Genomic DNA, 16,772 nt, shown 5'->3' with positions numbered 1-16,772 from the left:
AGCGCGCGGTCGGGTGGCCGGCGTCGAGGGCGAACCCGCCCGCCTCGAACGTCGCGACGCCGACGCCGGAGCGCCCGCCACGGCCGAGCGCCGGAGCGCGTTTGCGGACGGAGGGTTCGGTATCGTGGGCGGCCGCGACCGCCGCGAGCGTCGCCGCGGCCAGCTGGGTGCCGCTTCCGAGCCCGGCGTGGCGCGGGAGCGTCTCGCGGAGCGCGACGCGCGCCCCGTCGACGCCGAGCAGGTCGACGGCGACGCGGGCGTACTCGCGGACGTCGTCGCGGATAGCGGGGTCGGCGGCGGGGTCGTCGCCGTCGAGCGTCTCGACGGTTACCGCCTTGGCGGGGTCGGCGTCGACGACCACCCGAGGCTCCGCGAGGCCGAGGCCGAGGGCGCCGTACAGCCGCTCGTGCGAGAGGCTGAGGTTACAGAAGCCGAAGTGGAGCCGGGCCCCGGCGCTCGCGCGTGCCATTACGTTGATATTCAGTTGGGAACCGACCGGTAAAGGCTGCGTGACAGTGGCGGGCGTTGCCTCCGGCTCCGAGCGACACCACGGCAAACGGGAACCGTGCGTGGAGTCGATCGGCGCGTGACTGACCGGGAGCTGTCGTCAGGCTGCCCCCGTCTCGCGGTTCCGTCGAAACGACCGCGTGAGAGACCGAGGGTCCCGCTGCGTACGGAGGGTGGGCACGGAGTGTACCACCTTCAGATAAATTCATTAACACGTTCGACGTGCTATCTGATCGCATACGGGAAGGGCCCGTGTCACGCGGAGGGAGAAGACATGACGCAAGACAGCACCCGATTGCCGGATGCGCAGTGTGCACGACGAACGGTTCTTCGAACGGCGGCGGTCGCAGGTGGGGTCTACGGTGGGGTGGGGGTGGCCTCGGCGACCACCTCGCGCGGTTCGGACGCGAAGGGGTTCCCACCCGACGGGATCACCCGCTACGGTGAGAGCGTCGACCTCGGCGACGGCGAAGTGCGACTGTTCACCACCGAGACCCCGTCCGGAAAGCCGAGGTACCACGGCGTCGAGTTCGATCGATCGGCGCTCGAGGGGCTGCCGGACTCGGCGGCGTTGGAGGGCTCGGGCGAAGAGCGGTACACTGACAAGTACGGCCCAGACGGAGAAGCGCTCGAGATCCACAACAAGTGGTCGCTGGAGTTCTTCGTGTCGTTCCCGAGCGCGGCGAACACGCCGTTCACGTTCCTCGGTCTCAACTGGAACCCGGAGGGACACCCGGGCGGTGGCGGCGCCTGGTCGAAGCCGCACTTCGACATCCACTTCCACATGCTGGACGCGGGGGTCGTCGACGAGATCGAGGGGCCGGAACTGCCGCCGTACGACGAGATAACGGGACGGGACGACGGGGGAGTACCCACGCAGATCGGCTCCGAACTCGAAGCGGACCAGATCCCGGAGGGGTACGTCCGCTCCCCGCCGGCAGAGGCCGAGGAACGCTACATCACCGACATGGGCGAACACCTGGCGCCCGCGGACGCGCCGGAACTCCCCGGCGCGCCCGAGAAGTTCTCGAACACCCTGATACAGGGCTTCGTCGGGTTGGACGACAACGGAGCGGATCCGAACGCGGGAGAGAACCCGCAGCTAGCGTTCCTCGAACCGATGATCACGAGGGAGTTCCTCGAGGGGTTCTCCGGAACCGAGTCGTACGATATCTCCCAGCCGAAGGCGTACCCCCACGACCAGCGACATCCGACGACGTACAGCGTTCGAGACGTGCCCGCAGCGGACGCGATCGTCGTGGTGCTACAGGACTTCGAAGAGACGTGAGCAGTTCGCGCCTGGCTCACTCCTGCCAGTCCGGATTCGCGCGCGGCGGCGAGAAGATGTCGTACCCCACGACCGTCTCGTCGCCGTCGTTGCGCGCGGCGTGCGGCTCGTCGCCGGGGATGACGTAGGTGTCACCGGCCTCGACGACCAGCTCCTCGCCGTCGACGACGAAGGTGATCGCCCCCTCGGTGATCACGCCGATCTGCTCGTGCGGGTGGTCGTGTGTGGGAACTTCGGCACCCGGCTCGATGACGAACAGCTGGATGCTGGTGTCCTCGCCGACCGCGCCCTGCGTGAGGAACACGTCGTCGACCGCCTCGACCGCCTCGACGTCCGCGTCGGATACGACGTCCATGAGAGAGCCGCCGACCGGGAGCGACTTAAATAGGGCGGGTGGGGCGGCGGACGGAACGCGCGAGCGCGACTCCACCGCCTACGGGAACGGGTGGTACGCCTTCTCCAGATCGGGCTCGAATCCCATCGATCGGGGCACGTCGCGGGCGCGGTCGCCGAAGAACGGCTCGCCCGTGAACAGCGGCTGCGCGTCCGGGACCAGGACGCGAACCGCCTCGAACCCCAACCCGGCGAGGTCTCGGGTCGTGACCCGCGCGACGTACGGCTCCAGCCCGACGGCCTCGACGCGGTCGACGACCGCCTCCAGCTCCGCGGTCCCCGAGAGCTCCCGCTCGCCGAGCGCGTCGGCGGAGACGCTCGCGTCCGGGTCGAAGAACGCCTGCGTCTCGTCGGGGAAGTCGGCGTGACGGCCGATCGCGGCGCCCTCGTCGTCGGCCGCCTCCGGCCCCATCGACCGGAGCTCCGTCCAGTTCTGGAGCGCCTCCGCGAGCGCGCCCCGGGCCGCGGCGACCGGGTCGAGGTCGGCGCCCGACCCGGCCGCGAATCGGGGCCAGTCGCCCTCGCGGTGGACGCCCACGGCGACGACGGGCACGTCGACGTCGGTCGTCACGAGCAGCGGCGTGACCGAGAGCGACTCTGCCCGCGCGCGCTTCTCTAACTCGGCGACGATCGGGTCCTCGACCGCCAGCCCGAGCGGCTCCGTCGTCGAGTACCAGCTGGTCATCGTCGCGTCGCGCTCGATCGCCTCGTAGAGCCCCGAGAGCGCGGCCTCCGGGCCGGAGTTCCCGAGCCCGAGCCCGGTGGTGATCGCGGGGCGGTACCGGCGCTCCGGCGGCGGGAAGTGAACGAACTCCGCCGGGAGACTCGCCGGCTCGCCGGTCGCGAGGTCCTCGCCGGTCACCCACGCGAGCCGGTCGTCGCGGTCGTACGCCTCGGCGTCGTCGGGTCGCACGAACGCATCCGGCGGCACCGGGTTCGGGACGTTCGCGGCCGGCGCGCGCGTGAACGACGCCTCGCGGTAGACCCCCGCCGCGTACCGCTCTAACCCCTCGCCGAGCGCCTTCATGAACGCCGCGTCCCAGCCGGCGTCGACGCCGCCGCCGAACTCCGCGGCCCGGGCGTCGGAGAAGGGGGTGGTGTCGGCGACGCGCGCGACGTAGTACGGCACCGGGAACGACTCCCGCTCGCCGACCTCCGAGAGCGCGCCGATCCGGGGGTCGACCGCCCGCTCGGCGCGGTCGATCGACTCGTCGAGCGGGCGCTCCGCGTGCGCTCGCGGCAGCGCGTCGCCGGGGGCGTCGCCGCAGTCGCAGCCGGGGACGGGGAGGAGGGTCCGCTCCGCGCCCGGCACCTCGACGACCGTGTCCGCGACCGGGTCGCCCGCGAGCAGCCTGATGACGCGGCGTCCCGCGAGCGCGCCGGCGTAGCGCACCGCCGACCGCCGGCCCTTCGGGGCGTCCGCCGGCTCCGTCCCGCCGCTTTCGACCCGCGCTCCGAGGCAGTCGTAGCAGGCCTCGTCGAAGACGGTCACCGCGGCGTCGACGTCCTCGAGCGGGACGCCGCCGAGGCCGCCCACCTCGACGCCGACCCAGCGGTCGAGCGCGTCGTTGGCGGCCGCGAACGCCCTCGATCCGGCGGTGTCAATCACGACCGCGAGGTCGAAGCCGTCCAGGAGCCCCGGCTCGACCGGCATCACGTTCACGTCGACGTCGCCGAGCGCGGCCGCGACGGCGTCGACCGCGGGGCCCTCGCCGACAAGTCCGATGTCCATGTCGCGTCCGACGCGAAGGAGCGGAAAAAAACCGCGGGTGGCGGCGGGGAGTGACGACGGGTGGAGGTCGAAAGGGCGGGTCCGGCGGGCGAGAGAGGAGACGGGTCCGGGATCAGGCCGTCATCTCGCTCGCGGCCGAGGCGAGCTCGTCGGCGTCGACGCCGTGGAGCCGGTTGTCGCCGAGCTTGAGCCGGAGCCGGGGGCGGCCGACGTCGATCGGGACCTTCTCGGTGTCGATGATCCCCTGGTCCTCGAGGCGGGTCTTCGTCCGGGAGAACGTCGCCTTCGAGGCGATCCCGACGTCCTCGCCCCACTTCGAGATGTCGTAGAGGAGCACGTCGTTCTTCGCGGCGACGAGCAGCGAGACGGTCACCTCGTCGAGGGCGGCGTCCGCGGACTCCATCGAGGCGAGCACGGCGTCGAAGTCGTCGCGGGTGGCCTCGCCGATCTCGGCGGCCATCGTCTCGCGAACGCGGCTGAGCGCCGGCGTCCGGAGCCCGTACTCCTCGGCCGCCTCGAAGGCGTCGCGGTGCGTCGCGAACACCTCGTCGACGAACGCCTCGTCGTCGGACGAGAGCGCGGCGACGTGATCGCCGGCGCCAACGAGAACGACGACGCGCGACGGGGAGACGAACAGCGCGTTGTCGACGTCGGTCGAGAGCACGCGGAGCCCCAGCGACCCGTCGGCGACGAGGTCGGCCGCCTTCGAGGCGACGAGGAAGTCGTCGGTCACGTCCTTCAGCGTCCGTTCGTCCGCCAGCATCGACAGCGAGGGCAGGTCGTCTCGGCCGGTCGCCGCCTCGACGAGCGATACGATCGTCTCCGCCGACGGGTCGACGACGAGGAGCTCCTCGTCGTCGGCGGCGAACGCCGCGTCGAGAACGTTCTCGACGTCCGTCTCCAGTAAATTCGACACCATATATCTCTCCGGATAAAAGCCAGATGCGTATTTAATATTAACGGGATTGGAGGAGTGAACAACGCGGTTACGGCCCCCGAAACGGCCGAAAACGGCGGATCCACTCGACGGCATGGAACGAGGATCGGACGGCCCGCCGGGCACGCGACAGCGACGACGTGACGGAAGGATTAATGCGCGATCGCACCGGCGTTCGTACATGGACACCGAGCACGTTCGGGAGGTCGATCCGGCGGTCGCCGACGCGCTGGCCGGCGAGCGCGACAGACAGGAGCAGACGCTCGCGATGATCGCCAGCGAGAACCACGTCAGCGAGGCGGTGCTGGAGGCGCAGGGGAGCGTCCTCACGAACAAGTACGCCGAGGGCTACCCGGGCGCGCGGTACTACGCCGGCTGCGAGTACGCCGACGAGGTCGAGGAGCTCGCGATCGAGCGCGCCACGGAGCTGTGGGGCGCCGAGCACGTCAACGTCCAGCCGCACTCGGGGACGCAGGCGAACCAGGCGGTGTACTACGCGGTGTTGGAGCCGGGCGACAAGATCCTCTCGCTCGACCTGACCCACGGCGGGCACCTCTCGCACGGCCACCCCGCGAACTTCACCGGACAGATCTACGAGGTCGAGCAGTACGAGGTCGACCCCGAGACGGGGTACATCGACTACGAGGGGCTCCGCGAGACGGCCGAGGAGTTCGAGCCCGACATCGTCGTCTCCGGCTACTCGGCGTACCCGCGGACCGTCGACTGGGAGGCGATCCAGGCCGCCGCCGACGCGGTCGACGCCTACCACCTGGCCGACATCGCGCACATCACCGGGCTCGTCGCGGCCGGTGTCCACCCCTCGCCGGTCGGGATCGCGGACTTCGTCACCGGCTCGACCCACAAGACGATCCGCGCCGGCCGCGGCGGGATCGTGATGTGCGACGAGGAGTACGCGGACGACGTCGACAAGGCCGTGTTCCCCGGCGGGCAGGGCGGCCCGCTGATGCACAACGTCGCCGGCAAGGCGGTGGGGTTCAAGGAGGCGCTCGAACCCGAGTTCGAGGAGTACGCGCAGCGGGTCGTGGACAACGCGGAGATCCTCGCCGAGACGCTTCAAGGGCACGGGCTCTCTCTGGTCTCCGGCGGCACCGACAACCACCTCGTGCTGGTCGACCTCCGCGACTCGCACCCGGACCTGCCGGGCGGCGACGCCGAGGACGCGCTCGCGGCCGCGAACATCGTGCTCAACGGGAACACCGTGCCGGGGGAGACGCGATCGCCGTTCAACCCGTCGGGGATCCGCGCGGGGACGGCCGGGCTCACGACCCGCGGCTTCGACGAGGCCGCGATCGAGGAGGTCGGCGACCTCATCTACCGCGTCGTCGACGACGTCGACAGCGACGACGTCATCTACGAGGTCGGCGAGCGCGTCGTCGAGCTCTGCGAGGCGCACCCACTCTACGAGTAGTCGTGGGCGAGGGCCGGCGGAGCGACCCCCGGACGGAATCCGTGCGTACAAAGTAGGAGGGGCGACGACGGGTCTCCATGGCCGACTCGTCGTTCCTCGCAGCACGGCTCGACCGCGGCGCCGTCCCGCTCGCGGTCGGAGACCTGATCACGCTGATCGCCCTATTGACCGTCGGCACGCTCAACCACACAACGGTCGAGTTCCTGTCGTCGAACCCGCTGTACCTGCTGGAGGTGTTCGCGCCGTTCCTGATCGCGTGGGCGCTCGTCGCGCCGCTCGTGGGCGCCTACTCGGCCGGCGCCGTCGAGACCGCGAAGTCGTCGGTCCCGCTCGTGATCCGCTCGTGGATTCCGGCGGCGCTGGTCGGACTGGCGCTCCGCGAGTTCGTCTTCAGGGGCGGGGCCGCGCTCTCGTTCGCCGTGGTCATGCTCGTGTTGGGATCGCTCGCGCTGGGCGGCTGGCGCGCCCTCTACTTCCGTCTCAGGTAGGCGGTCGTCGCGTCCCGATTCACGATCGGCACCCTGTTTCCGACCCCGCGGCGATGTGTACGTCCTCATAACTTATGAGGTCCTTCGATGTGAACACGAGAGCTATCACGTCGAACCCCGAGAAAAATTTAATAGGCATTTTGCCCTACGATACGGTGGATCATGACTGGATACTACGACTACGTTCTCGGGCTCATCCCGGCAGCGCTGATCGGTGTGACCGCCTTCCTGAACCTGGTGGGGTTGTCGTTGACGGCCGCGCTGCCCGGAGGTGCGCTCGTCGCGGGGGCCATCGTGGCCCACGCGCTGTTCGTCCGAACTCCAGTCGCCGGTGACCGGCGCGCACGGATCGACCGATCCGCCGGCGAATCGGCCGGAGGCGCGCGTGGTCGACCGGTCGACCGCTCTCGCCGCCGTTCCCCCTCGCGCGGCGCGTCCGACTGATCGACGTCGAGTCCCGTCGGTCGCGTCCCGGGTCCCCGTACGGTTTAGTCGTCCGGGACCGAGCGGTCGGGTATGACAGAGACGCTGTTCCTCGCGAGCGCCGACGTCGACGACCTCGCCGAGCCGGCCGACTACGTCGCCGCCGTGCGCGACGCGTACCGACAGGTCGGCGAGGGGGCGCCGGCGGAGCCGCGAACGGCGCTGTTCAACCGCGATCCGGCGGGAATGTTGACCGCCTACACCGCGATCCTCCCGGAGACCGGGGCGATGGGGGGATACACCTACTCCGCGGGCTTCGGGGCCGGCGACGCGTGGTTTATGACCCCCCTGTTCGACGCCGAGTCGGGCGAGCCGCTGGCGCTGCTCGACGGCGCCTCGATGAACCCGTTCAAGACGGGCGCCGCGGGCGCGGTCGCGGTCGACGCGCTCGCCCGCGAGGACGCGACTGAGGTCGCCGTGATCGGGAGCGGGGCGCAGGCCCGCGGCCAGCTCGCGACCACCGCGACCGTCCGGGAGTTCGAAGCCGTGCGGGTGTTCTCGCCGACCGCCGAGCACCGCGAGGCGTTCGCCGACGAGTTCGCCGACCGGATCGAGCCCGAGGTCACGGCGGTCGCGAGCGCGGGCGCGGCGGTCGCCGGGGCCGACGTGGTGATCACGGCGACGAACGCGAGCGACCCCGTGATCGACGACGCCGACGTCGAGCCCGGCGCTCACGTCACGGCGATGGGACAGTACAATCCGAAGAAGAACGAGCTCCCGCCGGAGCTCATCGCCCGGTCGACGTACGTCCCAGACATCCGCGAGCGGGCGAGCCGGGACGCGGGGTCGTTCCTGGCCGCCCTCGACGCCGGGCTCGTCGACGAGGACCACGTCGCGGCCGACCTCGGCGAGGTCGTCTCCGGCGGGCACCCCGGTCGGACGAGCGAGGACGAGATCACCGTGTTCGACTCCGGCGGGACCGGGATCGAGACGGTCGCGGCCGCGCACATGCTGTACGAGCGGGCGAGCGAGGCGGGCCGCGGCCAGCCGCTCGACGTCGCGCCAGCGAGCGAGGCGCTCACGGGGCGATGACTCGCGAGGGGAATCGCGACCGCCCGGTTTTTACTCGTGGGACGGGGACGGGTACGCGATGACTCCGGCGCGGGATCCCGACGCGAACGGCCCGGAGGCGAGCGCCGCGAGCGACGCGGCCGACCTCGACGGCGAGTTCGGCTTCGCCGAGCCGTCGACCGACCAGTCGTTCGAGAACGCGCTGGCGAAGGCCCGCGACGGCGCCCGCCTCTCCGTCGACGACGCGGTCGAGCTGCTCGCGACCGGCACGGACGCCGACGGGATCGACCGGGTTCGGAAGGAGCGGGTGTTGGAGGCCGCCGACCGCCGCCGCCGCGAGGAGGTCGGCGACGAGGTCACGTTCGTCGCCAACCTCAACAATAACGTCACCACCGCCTGCAACACGGGCTGTCTGTTCTGTAACTTCAAGGACTCCGCGCACGCGTTCGAGGCCGACAGCGACGCGGACCACGCGGGGTTCACCAAGACCCCCACGGAGTCCCGGCGGATCGTCGAGGACGCCCTCGAGATGGGGGTCTACGAGGTGTGTTCCGTCTCGGGGCTCCACCCCGCCCTCGCGCTGAACGCCGAGCACCACGAGATCCTGGCCGCCCGCGACGACCCCGCGAGCGAGGTGAACTACAGGCCGCCGGCGGCGTACGCGACAGACCCGGGGACGTACCTGGAGCAGATGCGCGCGATGTCGGTTGGCGGCGTCCACCTCCACTCGATGACGCCCGAGGAGGCGTACCACGCCGCCCGCGGCACCGACTGGGACTACGAGACGGTGTACCGCGAGCTGGCGGCCGCCGGCCTCGACTCGGCGCCCGGCACCGCCGCGGAGATCCTCGTCGACGAGGTCCGCGACGTGATCTGCCCGGGGAAGATCCGCACCGACGACTGGGTGGCGGCGATGGAGGGCGCGGTCGCGGCCGGGCTCGACGTCACCTCGACGATGATGTACGGCCACGTCGAGACGGTCGAACACCGCGCGCGACACCTGCAGGTGATCCGCGACCTTCAGGACCGCACGGGCGGAATCACGGAGTTCGTCCCGCTCTCGTTCATCCACCGGAACACCCCGCTCTACCGGCACGGCGTCGTCGACTCCGGCCCCTCCCGCGACGAGGACGAGCTGGTGGTCGCGGTCGCGCGCCTCTTCCTCGACAACGTCGACCACGTCCAGGCGTCGTGGGTGAAGTCGGGCGACGCCCACGGCCTGAAGCTGCTCAACTGCGGCGCCGACGACTTCATGGGCACCATCCTCTCGGAGGAGATAACCAAGCGCGCGGGCGGCGAGCACGGCGAGTACCGCTCGTTCGAGGACTACGTCGAGATGATAACCGCGATCGGGCGCACTCCGGTCGAGCGCTCCACCGACTACCGCACCCGTCGCCGGATCGACCCCGACGACGGACCCCACGGGCCGCGGCTCGGACCGCGGGCCGACGGCACGCCGATGCTTCCCGACCGGTCGGCCGACGGCGCGAGCCCCGAGGGAGGGTCTGCCGGCGCCGGCGACTGAGCCGGACGCGTTCGACCCCCGCCTCCCAGCGAGCGGGAACCGGCGGAAAGCCCTTTGTATTGGTACTCGTTCGCAGGAACGACGATGCCCGCGTCTGACGCCCGATCTGTGGACCTCACGCGCTCCGACGAGCGCGTGCTCGCGTACCTCGTCGACGTGGGGACCGACTACCCGGCGTTCGTCGCGAGCAACACCGGGCTGTACCTCGCCTACGTCGAGTCCCGACTCGACGCGCTCGAAGCGGCGGGGCTCGTCGAGCGGGTCAGCGGCGAGGCGGTGTACCGGGCCACCGACGCCGGTGCGGGCGCGCTTTGCGAGGACTGCGCGTCGTGGTCGGACTGACGGGTCGGGGTTCGGTCGCGAGCTACCGACCGAGTTCCGCGTGCGCCGACGAGAGGTGTCTGGAGCCGAGCGCCGCGAGCAGCGAGAGCTCGCCCGCGAGCGCGCCGACCGCGATGGCCTCCGCGAGCGCGTCGCCGTTGCTCCCGGCGGGGTCGCCGCCGCCGCGGACGCCCAGCACGTCGAGGCCGGCGGCCTGCGTCGGCAGCTTGGTTCCCCCGCCGACGGTACCCACCTCCAGGCTCGCCAGCGAGACGGAGCAGTAGAGGTCGCCGTCCGGCGTCGCCTCCGCGGTCGTGATCGCGTTCGCGCCCTCGACGACCTGCGCCTCGTCCTGCCCGGTCGCGAGGAACATCGCCGCGACCGCGTTGGCGACGTGCGCGTTGAAGCCGAGTCCGCCCGCCTTCGCGGAGCCGACGAGGTTCTTCCGGGTGTTGATCTCGGCGACCGCCTCGGGGGTCGTGTGGAGCCGCTCCTCGACCACCTCGCGGGGGACCTCGACGTCGGCGCTCACCGACCGGCCGCGCCCCTCGACCGCGTTGATCGCGGCGGGCTTCTTGTCCGAACAGAGGTTCCCGGAGAGCGCGACGAGCGCGGCGTCCGTCTCGGCCTCGATGACGTCGCAGGCCTCCCGCGTCGCGATGGTGGCCATGTTCATCCCCATCGCGTCCTTCGTGTCGTAGCGGAACCGAAGGTAGACGTTGTTGCCGACCACGTACGGCGTCACGTCGAGCAGCTCGCCGTGGCTCGTCGTCGACTCGGCGGCCTCCCGCAGCGCGTCCTCGCCGTCGCGGACCCACGCGACGAGCGCCTCCGCCTCGGCGACGTCTTTGACGCGGAAGACGGGCGCGCGGGTCATCCCGCGCTTGGTCACGCGCGCGGTCGCCCCGCCGGCGTCGTTGACGACCGAGCAGCCGCGGTTGATCGAGGCGACCAGCGCGCCCTCGGTCGTCGCCAGCGGGAGGTAGCGCTCGCTGGCGAGCGCGCCGCCGTCGATCGCCACCGGACCGGCGACGCCGAGCGGCACCTGCACCGCGCCGATCATGTTCTCGATGTTCGACCCGTGGGCGTCGGCCGCGTCGAACGCGTACTCGCCCAGGACGTCGACGTCGGCGTCGGCGGTCTCGGCGACGAGGAGTCGGCGGGCGGCCGCGGCGGTGTCGGCGTCGGCGTGCTCCTCCAGCTCGTGGAAGCGGACGTCGCCGGCGCGGACGCGCTCCGCGAGCGACGCGGGAGTGGGTTCCGTCATGGAGTGGTCTCCTCGCGGCGCGTGCTAATGAGTGTCGGTTCCGCGGGGTCTCGGGTGTCGACCGCGCGTTCGCGTTCGGCCGCCGGGCCGGAGGCGGCGGACCCCGCTACCGTCCGACGAACCCGGAGAGCCGCTCTCGGAGCGACTCGCCGCCGAGCTTGAGGTAGTAGGCGTCGCCGCCGTCCTCGTAGTAGTCGTCGATCCGGCGGACGACCTCGAACCCGAGGTGCTCGTAGAAGCCGAGCGCCCCCCGGTTGGTCGTCCGGGCGTGACAGGTGACCGACCGGTGATCGGCGGCGACGTCGGCGACGAGCCGCTCCGCGTGGCCGCGCCCGCGGTGGTCCGGGTGGACGGCGAGAAAGAGGACGTAGCCGTCGCGGCGGACCGAGGCGAACGCGACGAGCGCGTCGTTCTCGACGAGCAGATGTGTCGTGGAGCGGCGATAGGCGTCGGTGAAGAAGCCTCGACGTTGTCTGAGGACCCCCTCTTCGGATCGGATCCGCTCTTTGAGGTCCCACGCCGCGGCGGCGTACTCGGACGCTCCGGGCGGGTCCGTCCGTTTCTCCACGTTGACGCTCACTGCAAGAAGGTAACACGCCAGCAGAATATAACTCCACCGCCACCGGGGAGGGTTGCGGTCGGTCCGCTCCGGCGCGAGCCGAGCCTCTTTTCGCCGACCGCATCCGCCGACGGAAGCGTTTTGGCCAGGTCGGCCGTGGTGCCGACAATGGCCGCCGAATCGCCGTCTGAACGAGACCGCCTCAGACGGGGGTTCCTGACCGGGGTCGCCGTCATCGTTCCCTCCGTCATCACCCTCGCCGTGCTCGGTGTCGCGTTCAACGCGGTGTACAACTACCTGGACGCGTTCTCGTCGGCGATCGGTCCGATGGTTCCGCCGTCGGCGCTCCCGATCAGCCGCGAACTGGCCGTCGAGCTCGTGACGCCCGTCGTGTTCGTCGGGTCGATCCTCCTGCTCGGGCTCGCCGTCGAGTCGACGCGGTACGGCGAGCGCGCGGTCGACTACGCCGACTACGCGATCGAGCAGATCCCCGGTGTCGGCTCGGTGTACCGCGGGTTCAGACAGATGAGCGACGTCATGCTGGAGTCCGACGACGAGAACTTCCGGGAGGTGGTCCTCGTCGAGTTCCCCACCGAGGAGGTCTACACGCTCGCGTTCGTCACGAGCCGGACCCCGACGGGGGTCGCGGCCGTCGCCGAGAGCGGCGAGATGCGGACGGTGTTCATGCCGATGGCACCGAACCCGGTGATGGGTGGACACGTCCTGTTCGTCCCCGAGCGCCGGATCGTTGAGGTGGACCTGACCGTCGAGGAGGGGGTTCGAGCGCTGATGACGAGCGGCGTCGCTCTCGAATGCGCCGCGGCCGACGCCGACGGCGTCTCGCCGTCACAGGTCCGCAGCGGTACCCCGGGCGACCGACTCGGCTCGTATCACTCTCCGGGGTCTGACGCCGCGAAGCGCCCGACCGGCGAGAGCGGCGGACCGACCGGCGAGAGCGGCGAAGCAGACGACGAGTGGAGCGGAGCCGACGATCCGGGGGACGAGCCGTGAGCTTCGAACTCCGCGACCACACCGCCGACGTGGCGGTCGAGGCGACCGCGCCGACCCTCGCGGCGCTGTTCGAGTCCGTCGCCGACGGGCTCACCGCCGCGAGCTGCGAGGCGGTCCCCGAGAGTGGACGCCGGTTCGAGCTCACCGTGACCGCCGAGAGCCGGGAGGCGCTGCTGTTCGACTACCTCGATCAGCTGATCTACGAGCGGGACGTGCGGCTCGTGCTTCCGGCGGCCCACCGGTGTGCGGTCTCGGGACCAGCCGAGCCGCCGCCGGACGACGAGCCAGCACAGCGGGACGACCCCCACGCGTGGACCGTCGAGGCGAGCGCCCGCGGGGTTCCGCTCGACGACGTCGCGGCCCGGGAGATAAAGGCGGTCACCTACTCGGAGATGCGTCTCGAGCGACGCGGCGAGGGGTGGTACGCGTACGTCGTCTTCGACGTCTGAGCGCTCCGAAAGCCGCGAAACGCTCCGTACCGTGGAAACGGTTATGCGTCTGCGACCTGTCATTACTGTATGTCACAGCCGCCGACGGCGGCGACCGGGCAACGCTGGCGCGCCGGGGCGATCGGCGGTCTCGCCGCCGGCGCAGCGATGGGCGTCGTGTTACACGCGGTGTTGGGCCTCATGCCGACGATCGGCGGGCTCGTCGGCGTCAGAACGACTCTCGCCGGGTGGGCGGTTCACCTGTTCAACAGCACGCTGTTCGGGCTCCTGTTCGTCGCGCTCTTCGACCGTCCCTTCTTCGACGACCTGCGCGCCGACGTCGGCGGCTGGCTCTCGCTCGGCGTCGTCCACTCGGCGCTGCTCGGGACGATCACCGGTGGGCTGCTGTTGCCGACCGCGATCGCGCTCGGAGGGGCGACGTCGCTGCCGATCCCCACGCTGCCGGTCCCCGGGATCACGGCGAGCTTCGAGTTCGGGGCGATCATCGCAGTCGCCCACCTGATCTACGGGCTCGTGCTCGGTCGCGTCTTCGCCGCGCTCACGCTCGCCGACGGCGGGACCGGCTAGCTGCCGTTGGACTCGGTCGACCGGTTGGGCCCGTGGCGGGTGGTCGCGAGCGACCCGCACCGTCTCGCCCCTCGCGCCCGCCTGACGCAACGCCCTTCTCCCCCCGCACCGAACGCCGGGTATGACCACGCGCGAGTTCGACGGGATCCGACTGGAGAAGGTGCGCGAGCACGTCTGGGAGATCCCCCGCGAGGGCGACATGAACGTCCCGGCGCGGGTCCTCGCCAGCGAGGCGCTCTTGGAGGAGATCGGTGAGGACGCCACGCTCCGGCAGCTGAAAAACGCCACGCACCTGCCCGGAATGGTCGAGCCCGCCCTCTGTATGCCCGACGGCCACCAGGGGTACGGCTTCCCGGTCGGCGGCGTCGGCGCCATCGACACCCGGACAGGCTGTATTTCGCCCGGAGCGGTCGGCTACGACATAAATTGCGGCGTAAGGATGGTGAATACAAATCTCACCTACGACGACGTTCGCGGCCGCGAGTCCGAGCTCGTCGACGCGCTCTTCGAGGCGATTCCGTCCGGGCTCGGCGGCGGCGGGGTGATCGAGGGCGACGCCGACGCGATCGAGGGCGCCCTCGAACGGGGCGTCGAGTGGGCGGTCGAGGAGGGATACGGGATCGAGAGCGACCTCGCGCGCTGCGAGGACGAGGGCCGGAGACCCGACGCCCGGCCGGAGTACGTCTCCCAGAAGGCGACGGACCGCGGACGCAACCAGATGGGCTCGCTCGGGTCGGGGAACCACTTCCTGGAGGTCCAGCGCGTCACCGACCTGTTCTTGGAGGACGTCGCCGAGGCGTACGGGCTCGAAGCGGACGGGATCGTCGTTCTGATCCACTGCGGGAGCCGCGGGCTCGGCCACCAGACCTGCAACGACTACCTGCGACGGATCGAGAAGACGCACGGGGACCTCCTCGACTCGCTGCCCGACAAGGAGCTCGCGGCCGCGCCCGCCGGCTCCGCGCTGGCCGAGGAGTACTACGGCGCGATGGGCGCGTGCATCAACTTCGCGTGGGTGAACCGGCAGCTGATCACCCACCAGGCCCGCGAGACGTTCGGCGAGGTGTTCGACGCCGACCCCATAGCGGACCTCGGGATGGAGCTCCTGTACGACGTGGCGCACAACATCGCGAAGAAGGAGACCCACGAGGTCGGCGTCGACGCCGACGGGCGCCCGGCGGTCGGTGACGAGGCCGTGGGCCGCGCGGACCGGGAGCTGTACGTCCACCGAAAGGGCGCCACGCGCGCGTTCCCCGCGGGCCACGAGGACGTACCCGAGTCGTACCGCGACGTGGGCCAGCCCGTGATCATCCCCGGGAGCATGGGCGCCGGCTCGTACGTGCTCCGCGGCGGCGCCGAGTCGATGCGCGTCTCCTTCGGCTCCACCGCTCACGGCGCCGGCCGACTGATGAGCCGGACGCAGGCGAAACAGGAGTTCTGGGGCGAGGACGTGCAAGACGACCTCGAATCGGGCCAGCAGATCTACGTGAAAGCGCAGTCGGGCGCGACCATCGCCGAGGAGGCGCCCGGCGTGTACAAGGACATCGACGAGGTGATCCGCGTCAGCGACGAGCTGGGTATCGGCGACAAGGTGGCGCGGACGTTCCCCGTCTGCAACATCAAGGGCTAGCGACGCCCCGCACGCACCAGGCGACGAAGGGACGGATCGCGGCGGTCCGGCTCAGCGCTCTCGCTTCGCCCGCCGCCCGAGGTGCTCCTCGACGGCCTCCACCTTCCGGGCGGCGGTCGTGTCCGCCGTCCGCTTGTCGTCGACCTTCAGTACCGTCGAGACGCGGTCGCCGTCGACGGCCTCGTGGGCGGCCGCGGCCGCGGCGAACACCGTCTCGGCGTCGTTGGCCTCGATCACGGTGCCCATCGGGTTCGTCTCGTAGCTCACGTCGAACTCGTCGAGCGCGGCGACGGCTTTAGCGACCTCCTCGGCCAGACTTCCCTCGATCACCGGCGCGACGCTCAACAGCGCGACCGTGGTCATGGCCGCGGATTCGCGACGCTGGAACTTAAAAACGGGCGCCCACTCGCCCGGGCCTATTACCGGTCGAGGGCGTCCCGCAGGAAGGAGAGCTGGTGGCCGACCGCCGGCTCGAAGTCCTCGCCGAGCGGGGAGAAGTGGTCGGCGGGCATGGTGACCACGGTCCCGCGCGCGAGCCGCTCGCCGGCGTCGACGACCGCCTCGCTGTCGACGATGGTGTCGTCGGTCCCGGCCAAGAGCAGGGTCGGCGCCCGGATCTCGCCGATCCGCTCGACCGGGCGGTAGTTCGCGACGCGCAGCAGCGACCGCGCCGGCGTCTCGTTTCGCCACGACGACTCGCGGTCGACCAGGTCGAGGTACTTCCGCTTCGTCCCCGGCTCGGTGATCGCCGCGAGCTCCTCGGTCCCCCCGACGATCGGAACGGTCCGCCCGCGGCCCATCCGGTGTCCGATCAGGTCCCGGAGCCCGGCGATCCCGGAGCGCGCGAGGTACCTGCCGCCTCTGCGTCGGGCGATCGCTCGACCGTCGAGCATCGGGACCGCGCCGATCACGGCGTCGACGTCGCCCCGATCGGCGGCGAGCGTGAGGACGTGTGCCGCCGACAGCGACGCGCCCAAGAGCACGAGATCGCGGCCGACGGCGTCGACGCGGCGGACGCGGTCGATCGCGGCCGCGTAGTCCTCGCGCTGGTCCGCGGGGTGGACCGCCTGCGAGTCGCCGTCGGAGGCGCCGAACTCGCGGTAGTCGAACAGGAACGCGGCGTAGCCGGCGTCGGCGAAGCGCTCCGCGACCGCCGGGTAGCCGAAGCTCCGCTC

18 protein-coding genes and 1 pseudogene are annotated in these 16,772 nt (G+C 71.0%); 11 read left to right on the top strand and 8 right to left on the bottom strand.

The genetic code is table 11. From position 1 onward, the window contains the following. A pseudogene (locus U4E84_RS13920) lies at positions 1 to 469 on the bottom strand (GHMP kinase); the annotation flags it as partial. Positions 470 to 781: 312 nt separating this feature from the next. Here U4E84_RS13920 and U4E84_RS13915 point away from each other — a divergent pair. Next, on the top strand, positions 782 to 1,795 hold the full coding sequence (locus U4E84_RS13915) for a hypothetical protein (protein ID WP_322532714.1): 1,014 nt from the start codon (positions 782 to 784) through the stop codon (positions 1,793 to 1,795). A 16-nt stretch (positions 1,796 to 1,811) separates the two neighbouring features. Here the strand turns inward: U4E84_RS13915 and U4E84_RS13910 are convergent, their stop codons facing one another. From U4E84_RS13910 to U4E84_RS13900, 3 genes are all read right to left on the bottom strand, one after another. Then, on the bottom strand, positions 1,812 to 2,150 hold the full coding sequence (locus tag U4E84_RS13910; RefSeq protein WP_322532713.1) for a cupin domain-containing protein: 339 nt from the start codon (positions 2,148 to 2,150) through the stop codon (positions 1,812 to 1,814). 78 nt (positions 2,151 to 2,228) lie between these two features. Further along, positions 2,229 to 3,920, bottom strand: coding sequence for a YcaO-like family protein (locus U4E84_RS13905; RefSeq protein ID WP_322532712.1), 1,692 nt, complete (start codon positions 3,918 to 3,920; stop codon positions 2,229 to 2,231). A gap of 112 nt (positions 3,921 to 4,032) precedes the next feature. Further along, positions 4,033 to 4,839: a transcriptional regulator TbsP gene (locus tag U4E84_RS13900; protein WP_322532711.1), complete on the bottom strand. Its 807-nt coding sequence runs from the start codon at positions 4,837 to 4,839 to the stop codon at positions 4,033 to 4,035. Between the two features lie 199 nt (positions 4,840 to 5,038). Here U4E84_RS13900 and glyA point away from each other — a divergent pair, with 199 nt between their 5' ends. From glyA to U4E84_RS13870, 6 genes are all read left to right on the top strand, one after another. Continuing rightward, positions 5,039 to 6,286: a serine hydroxymethyltransferase gene (gene glyA, locus U4E84_RS13895; RefSeq protein WP_322532710.1), complete on the top strand. Its 1,248-nt coding sequence runs from the start codon at positions 5,039 to 5,041 to the stop codon at positions 6,284 to 6,286. 77 nt (positions 6,287 to 6,363) lie between these two features. Next, complete coding sequence (locus tag U4E84_RS13890; RefSeq protein ID WP_322532709.1) at positions 6,364 to 6,774, top strand: DUF3054 domain-containing protein; 411 nt, start codon at positions 6,364 to 6,366, stop codon at positions 6,772 to 6,774. A 162-nt stretch (positions 6,775 to 6,936) separates the two neighbouring features. Further along, positions 6,937 to 7,218: a hypothetical protein gene (locus U4E84_RS13885; protein WP_322532708.1), complete on the top strand. Its 282-nt coding sequence runs from the start codon at positions 6,937 to 6,939 to the stop codon at positions 7,216 to 7,218. A 72-nt stretch (positions 7,219 to 7,290) separates the two neighbouring features. Beyond that, positions 7,291 to 8,289, top strand: a complete 999-nt coding sequence (locus tag U4E84_RS13880; protein ID WP_322532707.1) for an ornithine cyclodeaminase family protein — start codon at positions 7,291 to 7,293, stop codon at positions 8,287 to 8,289. Between the two features lie 58 nt (positions 8,290 to 8,347). Further along, positions 8,348 to 9,793 (top strand): 7,8-didemethyl-8-hydroxy-5-deazariboflavin synthase subunit CofH, encoded by a 1,446-nt coding sequence (gene cofH, locus U4E84_RS13875; protein WP_322532706.1) that lies wholly within the window; start codon positions 8,348 to 8,350, stop codon positions 9,791 to 9,793. Positions 9,794 to 9,877: 84 nt separating this feature from the next. Continuing rightward, positions 9,878 to 10,135 (top strand): DUF2250 domain-containing protein, encoded by a 258-nt coding sequence (locus U4E84_RS13870; RefSeq protein ID WP_322532705.1) that lies wholly within the window; start codon positions 9,878 to 9,880, stop codon positions 10,133 to 10,135. A 22-nt stretch (positions 10,136 to 10,157) separates the two neighbouring features. Here the strand turns inward: U4E84_RS13870 and hmgA are convergent, their stop codons facing one another. Together hmgA and U4E84_RS13860 are read right to left on the bottom strand one after the other, a co-directional pair. Continuing rightward, positions 10,158 to 11,381 (bottom strand): hydroxymethylglutaryl-CoA reductase (NADPH), encoded by a 1,224-nt coding sequence (gene hmgA / locus U4E84_RS13865; protein ID WP_322532704.1) that lies wholly within the window; start codon positions 11,379 to 11,381, stop codon positions 10,158 to 10,160. A 106-nt stretch (positions 11,382 to 11,487) separates the two neighbouring features. After that, entirely contained in the window at positions 11,488 to 11,961 is a 474-nt protein-coding gene (locus U4E84_RS13860) for an N-acetyltransferase (RefSeq protein ID WP_322532703.1), read from the bottom strand. A 147-nt stretch (positions 11,962 to 12,108) separates the two neighbouring features. Between U4E84_RS13860 and U4E84_RS13855 the strand changes: the two genes are divergently transcribed. The 4 genes from U4E84_RS13855 to U4E84_RS13840 all read left to right on the top strand — a co-directional run bounded on the left by U4E84_RS13855 (position 12,109) and on the right by U4E84_RS13840 (position 15,597). Continuing rightward, positions 12,109 to 12,951 (top strand): DUF502 domain-containing protein, encoded by an 843-nt coding sequence (locus tag U4E84_RS13855; protein ID WP_322532702.1) that lies wholly within the window; start codon positions 12,109 to 12,111, stop codon positions 12,949 to 12,951. Next, a complete protein-coding gene (locus U4E84_RS13850) occupies positions 12,948 to 13,400 on the top strand; it encodes an archease (RefSeq protein ID WP_322532701.1) in 453 nt (150 codons plus the stop codon). Before U4E84_RS13855 ends, U4E84_RS13850 begins: the two co-directional genes overlap by 4 nt. 69 nt (positions 13,401 to 13,469) lie before the next feature. After that, on the top strand, positions 13,470 to 13,967 hold the full coding sequence (locus U4E84_RS13845) for a hypothetical protein (protein ID WP_322532700.1): 498 nt from the start codon (positions 13,470 to 13,472) through the stop codon (positions 13,965 to 13,967). Positions 13,968 to 14,088: 121 nt separating this feature from the next. Next, positions 14,089 to 15,597 carry an RtcB family protein gene (locus tag U4E84_RS13840; RefSeq protein ID WP_322532699.1) on the top strand — a complete coding sequence of 503 codons (1,509 nt, stop codon included), beginning with the start codon at positions 14,089 to 14,091 and terminating at the stop codon, positions 15,595 to 15,597. 51 nt (positions 15,598 to 15,648) lie between these two features. On the opposite strand, the gene U4E84_RS13835 is transcribed toward U4E84_RS13840, so the two are convergent. Next, entirely contained in the window at positions 15,649 to 15,960 is a 312-nt protein-coding gene (locus U4E84_RS13835; protein ID WP_322532698.1) for an MTH1187 family thiamine-binding protein, read from the bottom strand. A 56-nt stretch (positions 15,961 to 16,016) separates the two neighbouring features. Continuing rightward, positions 16,017 to 16,772 (bottom strand): alpha/beta fold hydrolase (locus U4E84_RS13830; RefSeq protein ID WP_322532697.1); only part of this gene is annotated, 756 nt, incomplete at its 5' end.

The organism is Halorubrum sp. AD140 (assembly GCF_034497445.1).
In the GTDB taxonomy this organism is placed as follows: Archaea; Halobacteriota; Halobacteria; order Halobacteriales; family Haloferacaceae; genus Halorubrum.
The sequence above is the reverse complement of the archived record's forward strand: the minus strand, read 5'-3'. Positions and strand labels throughout refer to the sequence as shown.

Excerpts from the sequence above, each read along its gene's own strand:
- U4E84_RS13890 (WP_322532709.1), top strand. The coding sequence starts at position 6,364 with ATGGCCGACTCGTCGTTCCTCGCAGCACGGCTCGACCGCGGCGCCGTC.
- hmgA (WP_322532704.1), bottom strand. The coding sequence starts at position 11,381 with ATGACGGAACCCACTCCCGCGTCGCTCGCGGAGCGCGTCCGCGCCGGC.
- U4E84_RS13840 (WP_322532699.1), top strand. The coding sequence starts at position 14,089 with ATGACCACGCGCGAGTTCGACGGGATCCGACTGGAGAAGGTGCGCGAG.
- U4E84_RS13835 (WP_322532698.1), bottom strand. The coding sequence starts at position 15,960 with ATGACCACGGTCGCGCTGTTGAGCGTCGCGCCGGTGATCGAGGGAAGT.
- U4E84_RS13885 (WP_322532708.1), top strand. The coding sequence starts at position 6,937 with ATGACTGGATACTACGACTACGTTCTCGGGCTCATCCCGGCAGCGCTG.
- glyA (WP_322532710.1), top strand. The coding sequence starts at position 5,039 with ATGGACACCGAGCACGTTCGGGAGGTCGATCCGGCGGTCGCCGACGCG.
- U4E84_RS13845 (WP_322532700.1), top strand. The coding sequence starts at position 13,470 with ATGTCACAGCCGCCGACGGCGGCGACCGGGCAACGCTGGCGCGCCGGG.
- U4E84_RS13880 (WP_322532707.1), top strand. The coding sequence starts at position 7,291 with ATGACAGAGACGCTGTTCCTCGCGAGCGCCGACGTCGACGACCTCGCC.
- cofH (WP_322532706.1), top strand. The coding sequence starts at position 8,348 with ATGACTCCGGCGCGGGATCCCGACGCGAACGGCCCGGAGGCGAGCGCC.
- U4E84_RS13870 (WP_322532705.1), top strand. The coding sequence starts at position 9,878 with ATGCCCGCGTCTGACGCCCGATCTGTGGACCTCACGCGCTCCGACGAG.
- U4E84_RS13900 (WP_322532711.1), bottom strand. The coding sequence starts at position 4,839 with ATGGTGTCGAATTTACTGGAGACGGACGTCGAGAACGTTCTCGACGCG.
- U4E84_RS13855 (WP_322532702.1), top strand. The coding sequence starts at position 12,109 with ATGGCCGCCGAATCGCCGTCTGAACGAGACCGCCTCAGACGGGGGTTC.
- U4E84_RS13915 (WP_322532714.1), top strand. The coding sequence starts at position 782 with ATGACGCAAGACAGCACCCGATTGCCGGATGCGCAGTGTGCACGACGA.
- U4E84_RS13910 (WP_322532713.1), bottom strand. The coding sequence starts at position 2,150 with ATGGACGTCGTATCCGACGCGGACGTCGAGGCGGTCGAGGCGGTCGAC.
- U4E84_RS13905 (WP_322532712.1), bottom strand. The coding sequence starts at position 3,920 with ATGGACATCGGACTTGTCGGCGAGGGCCCCGCGGTCGACGCCGTCGCG.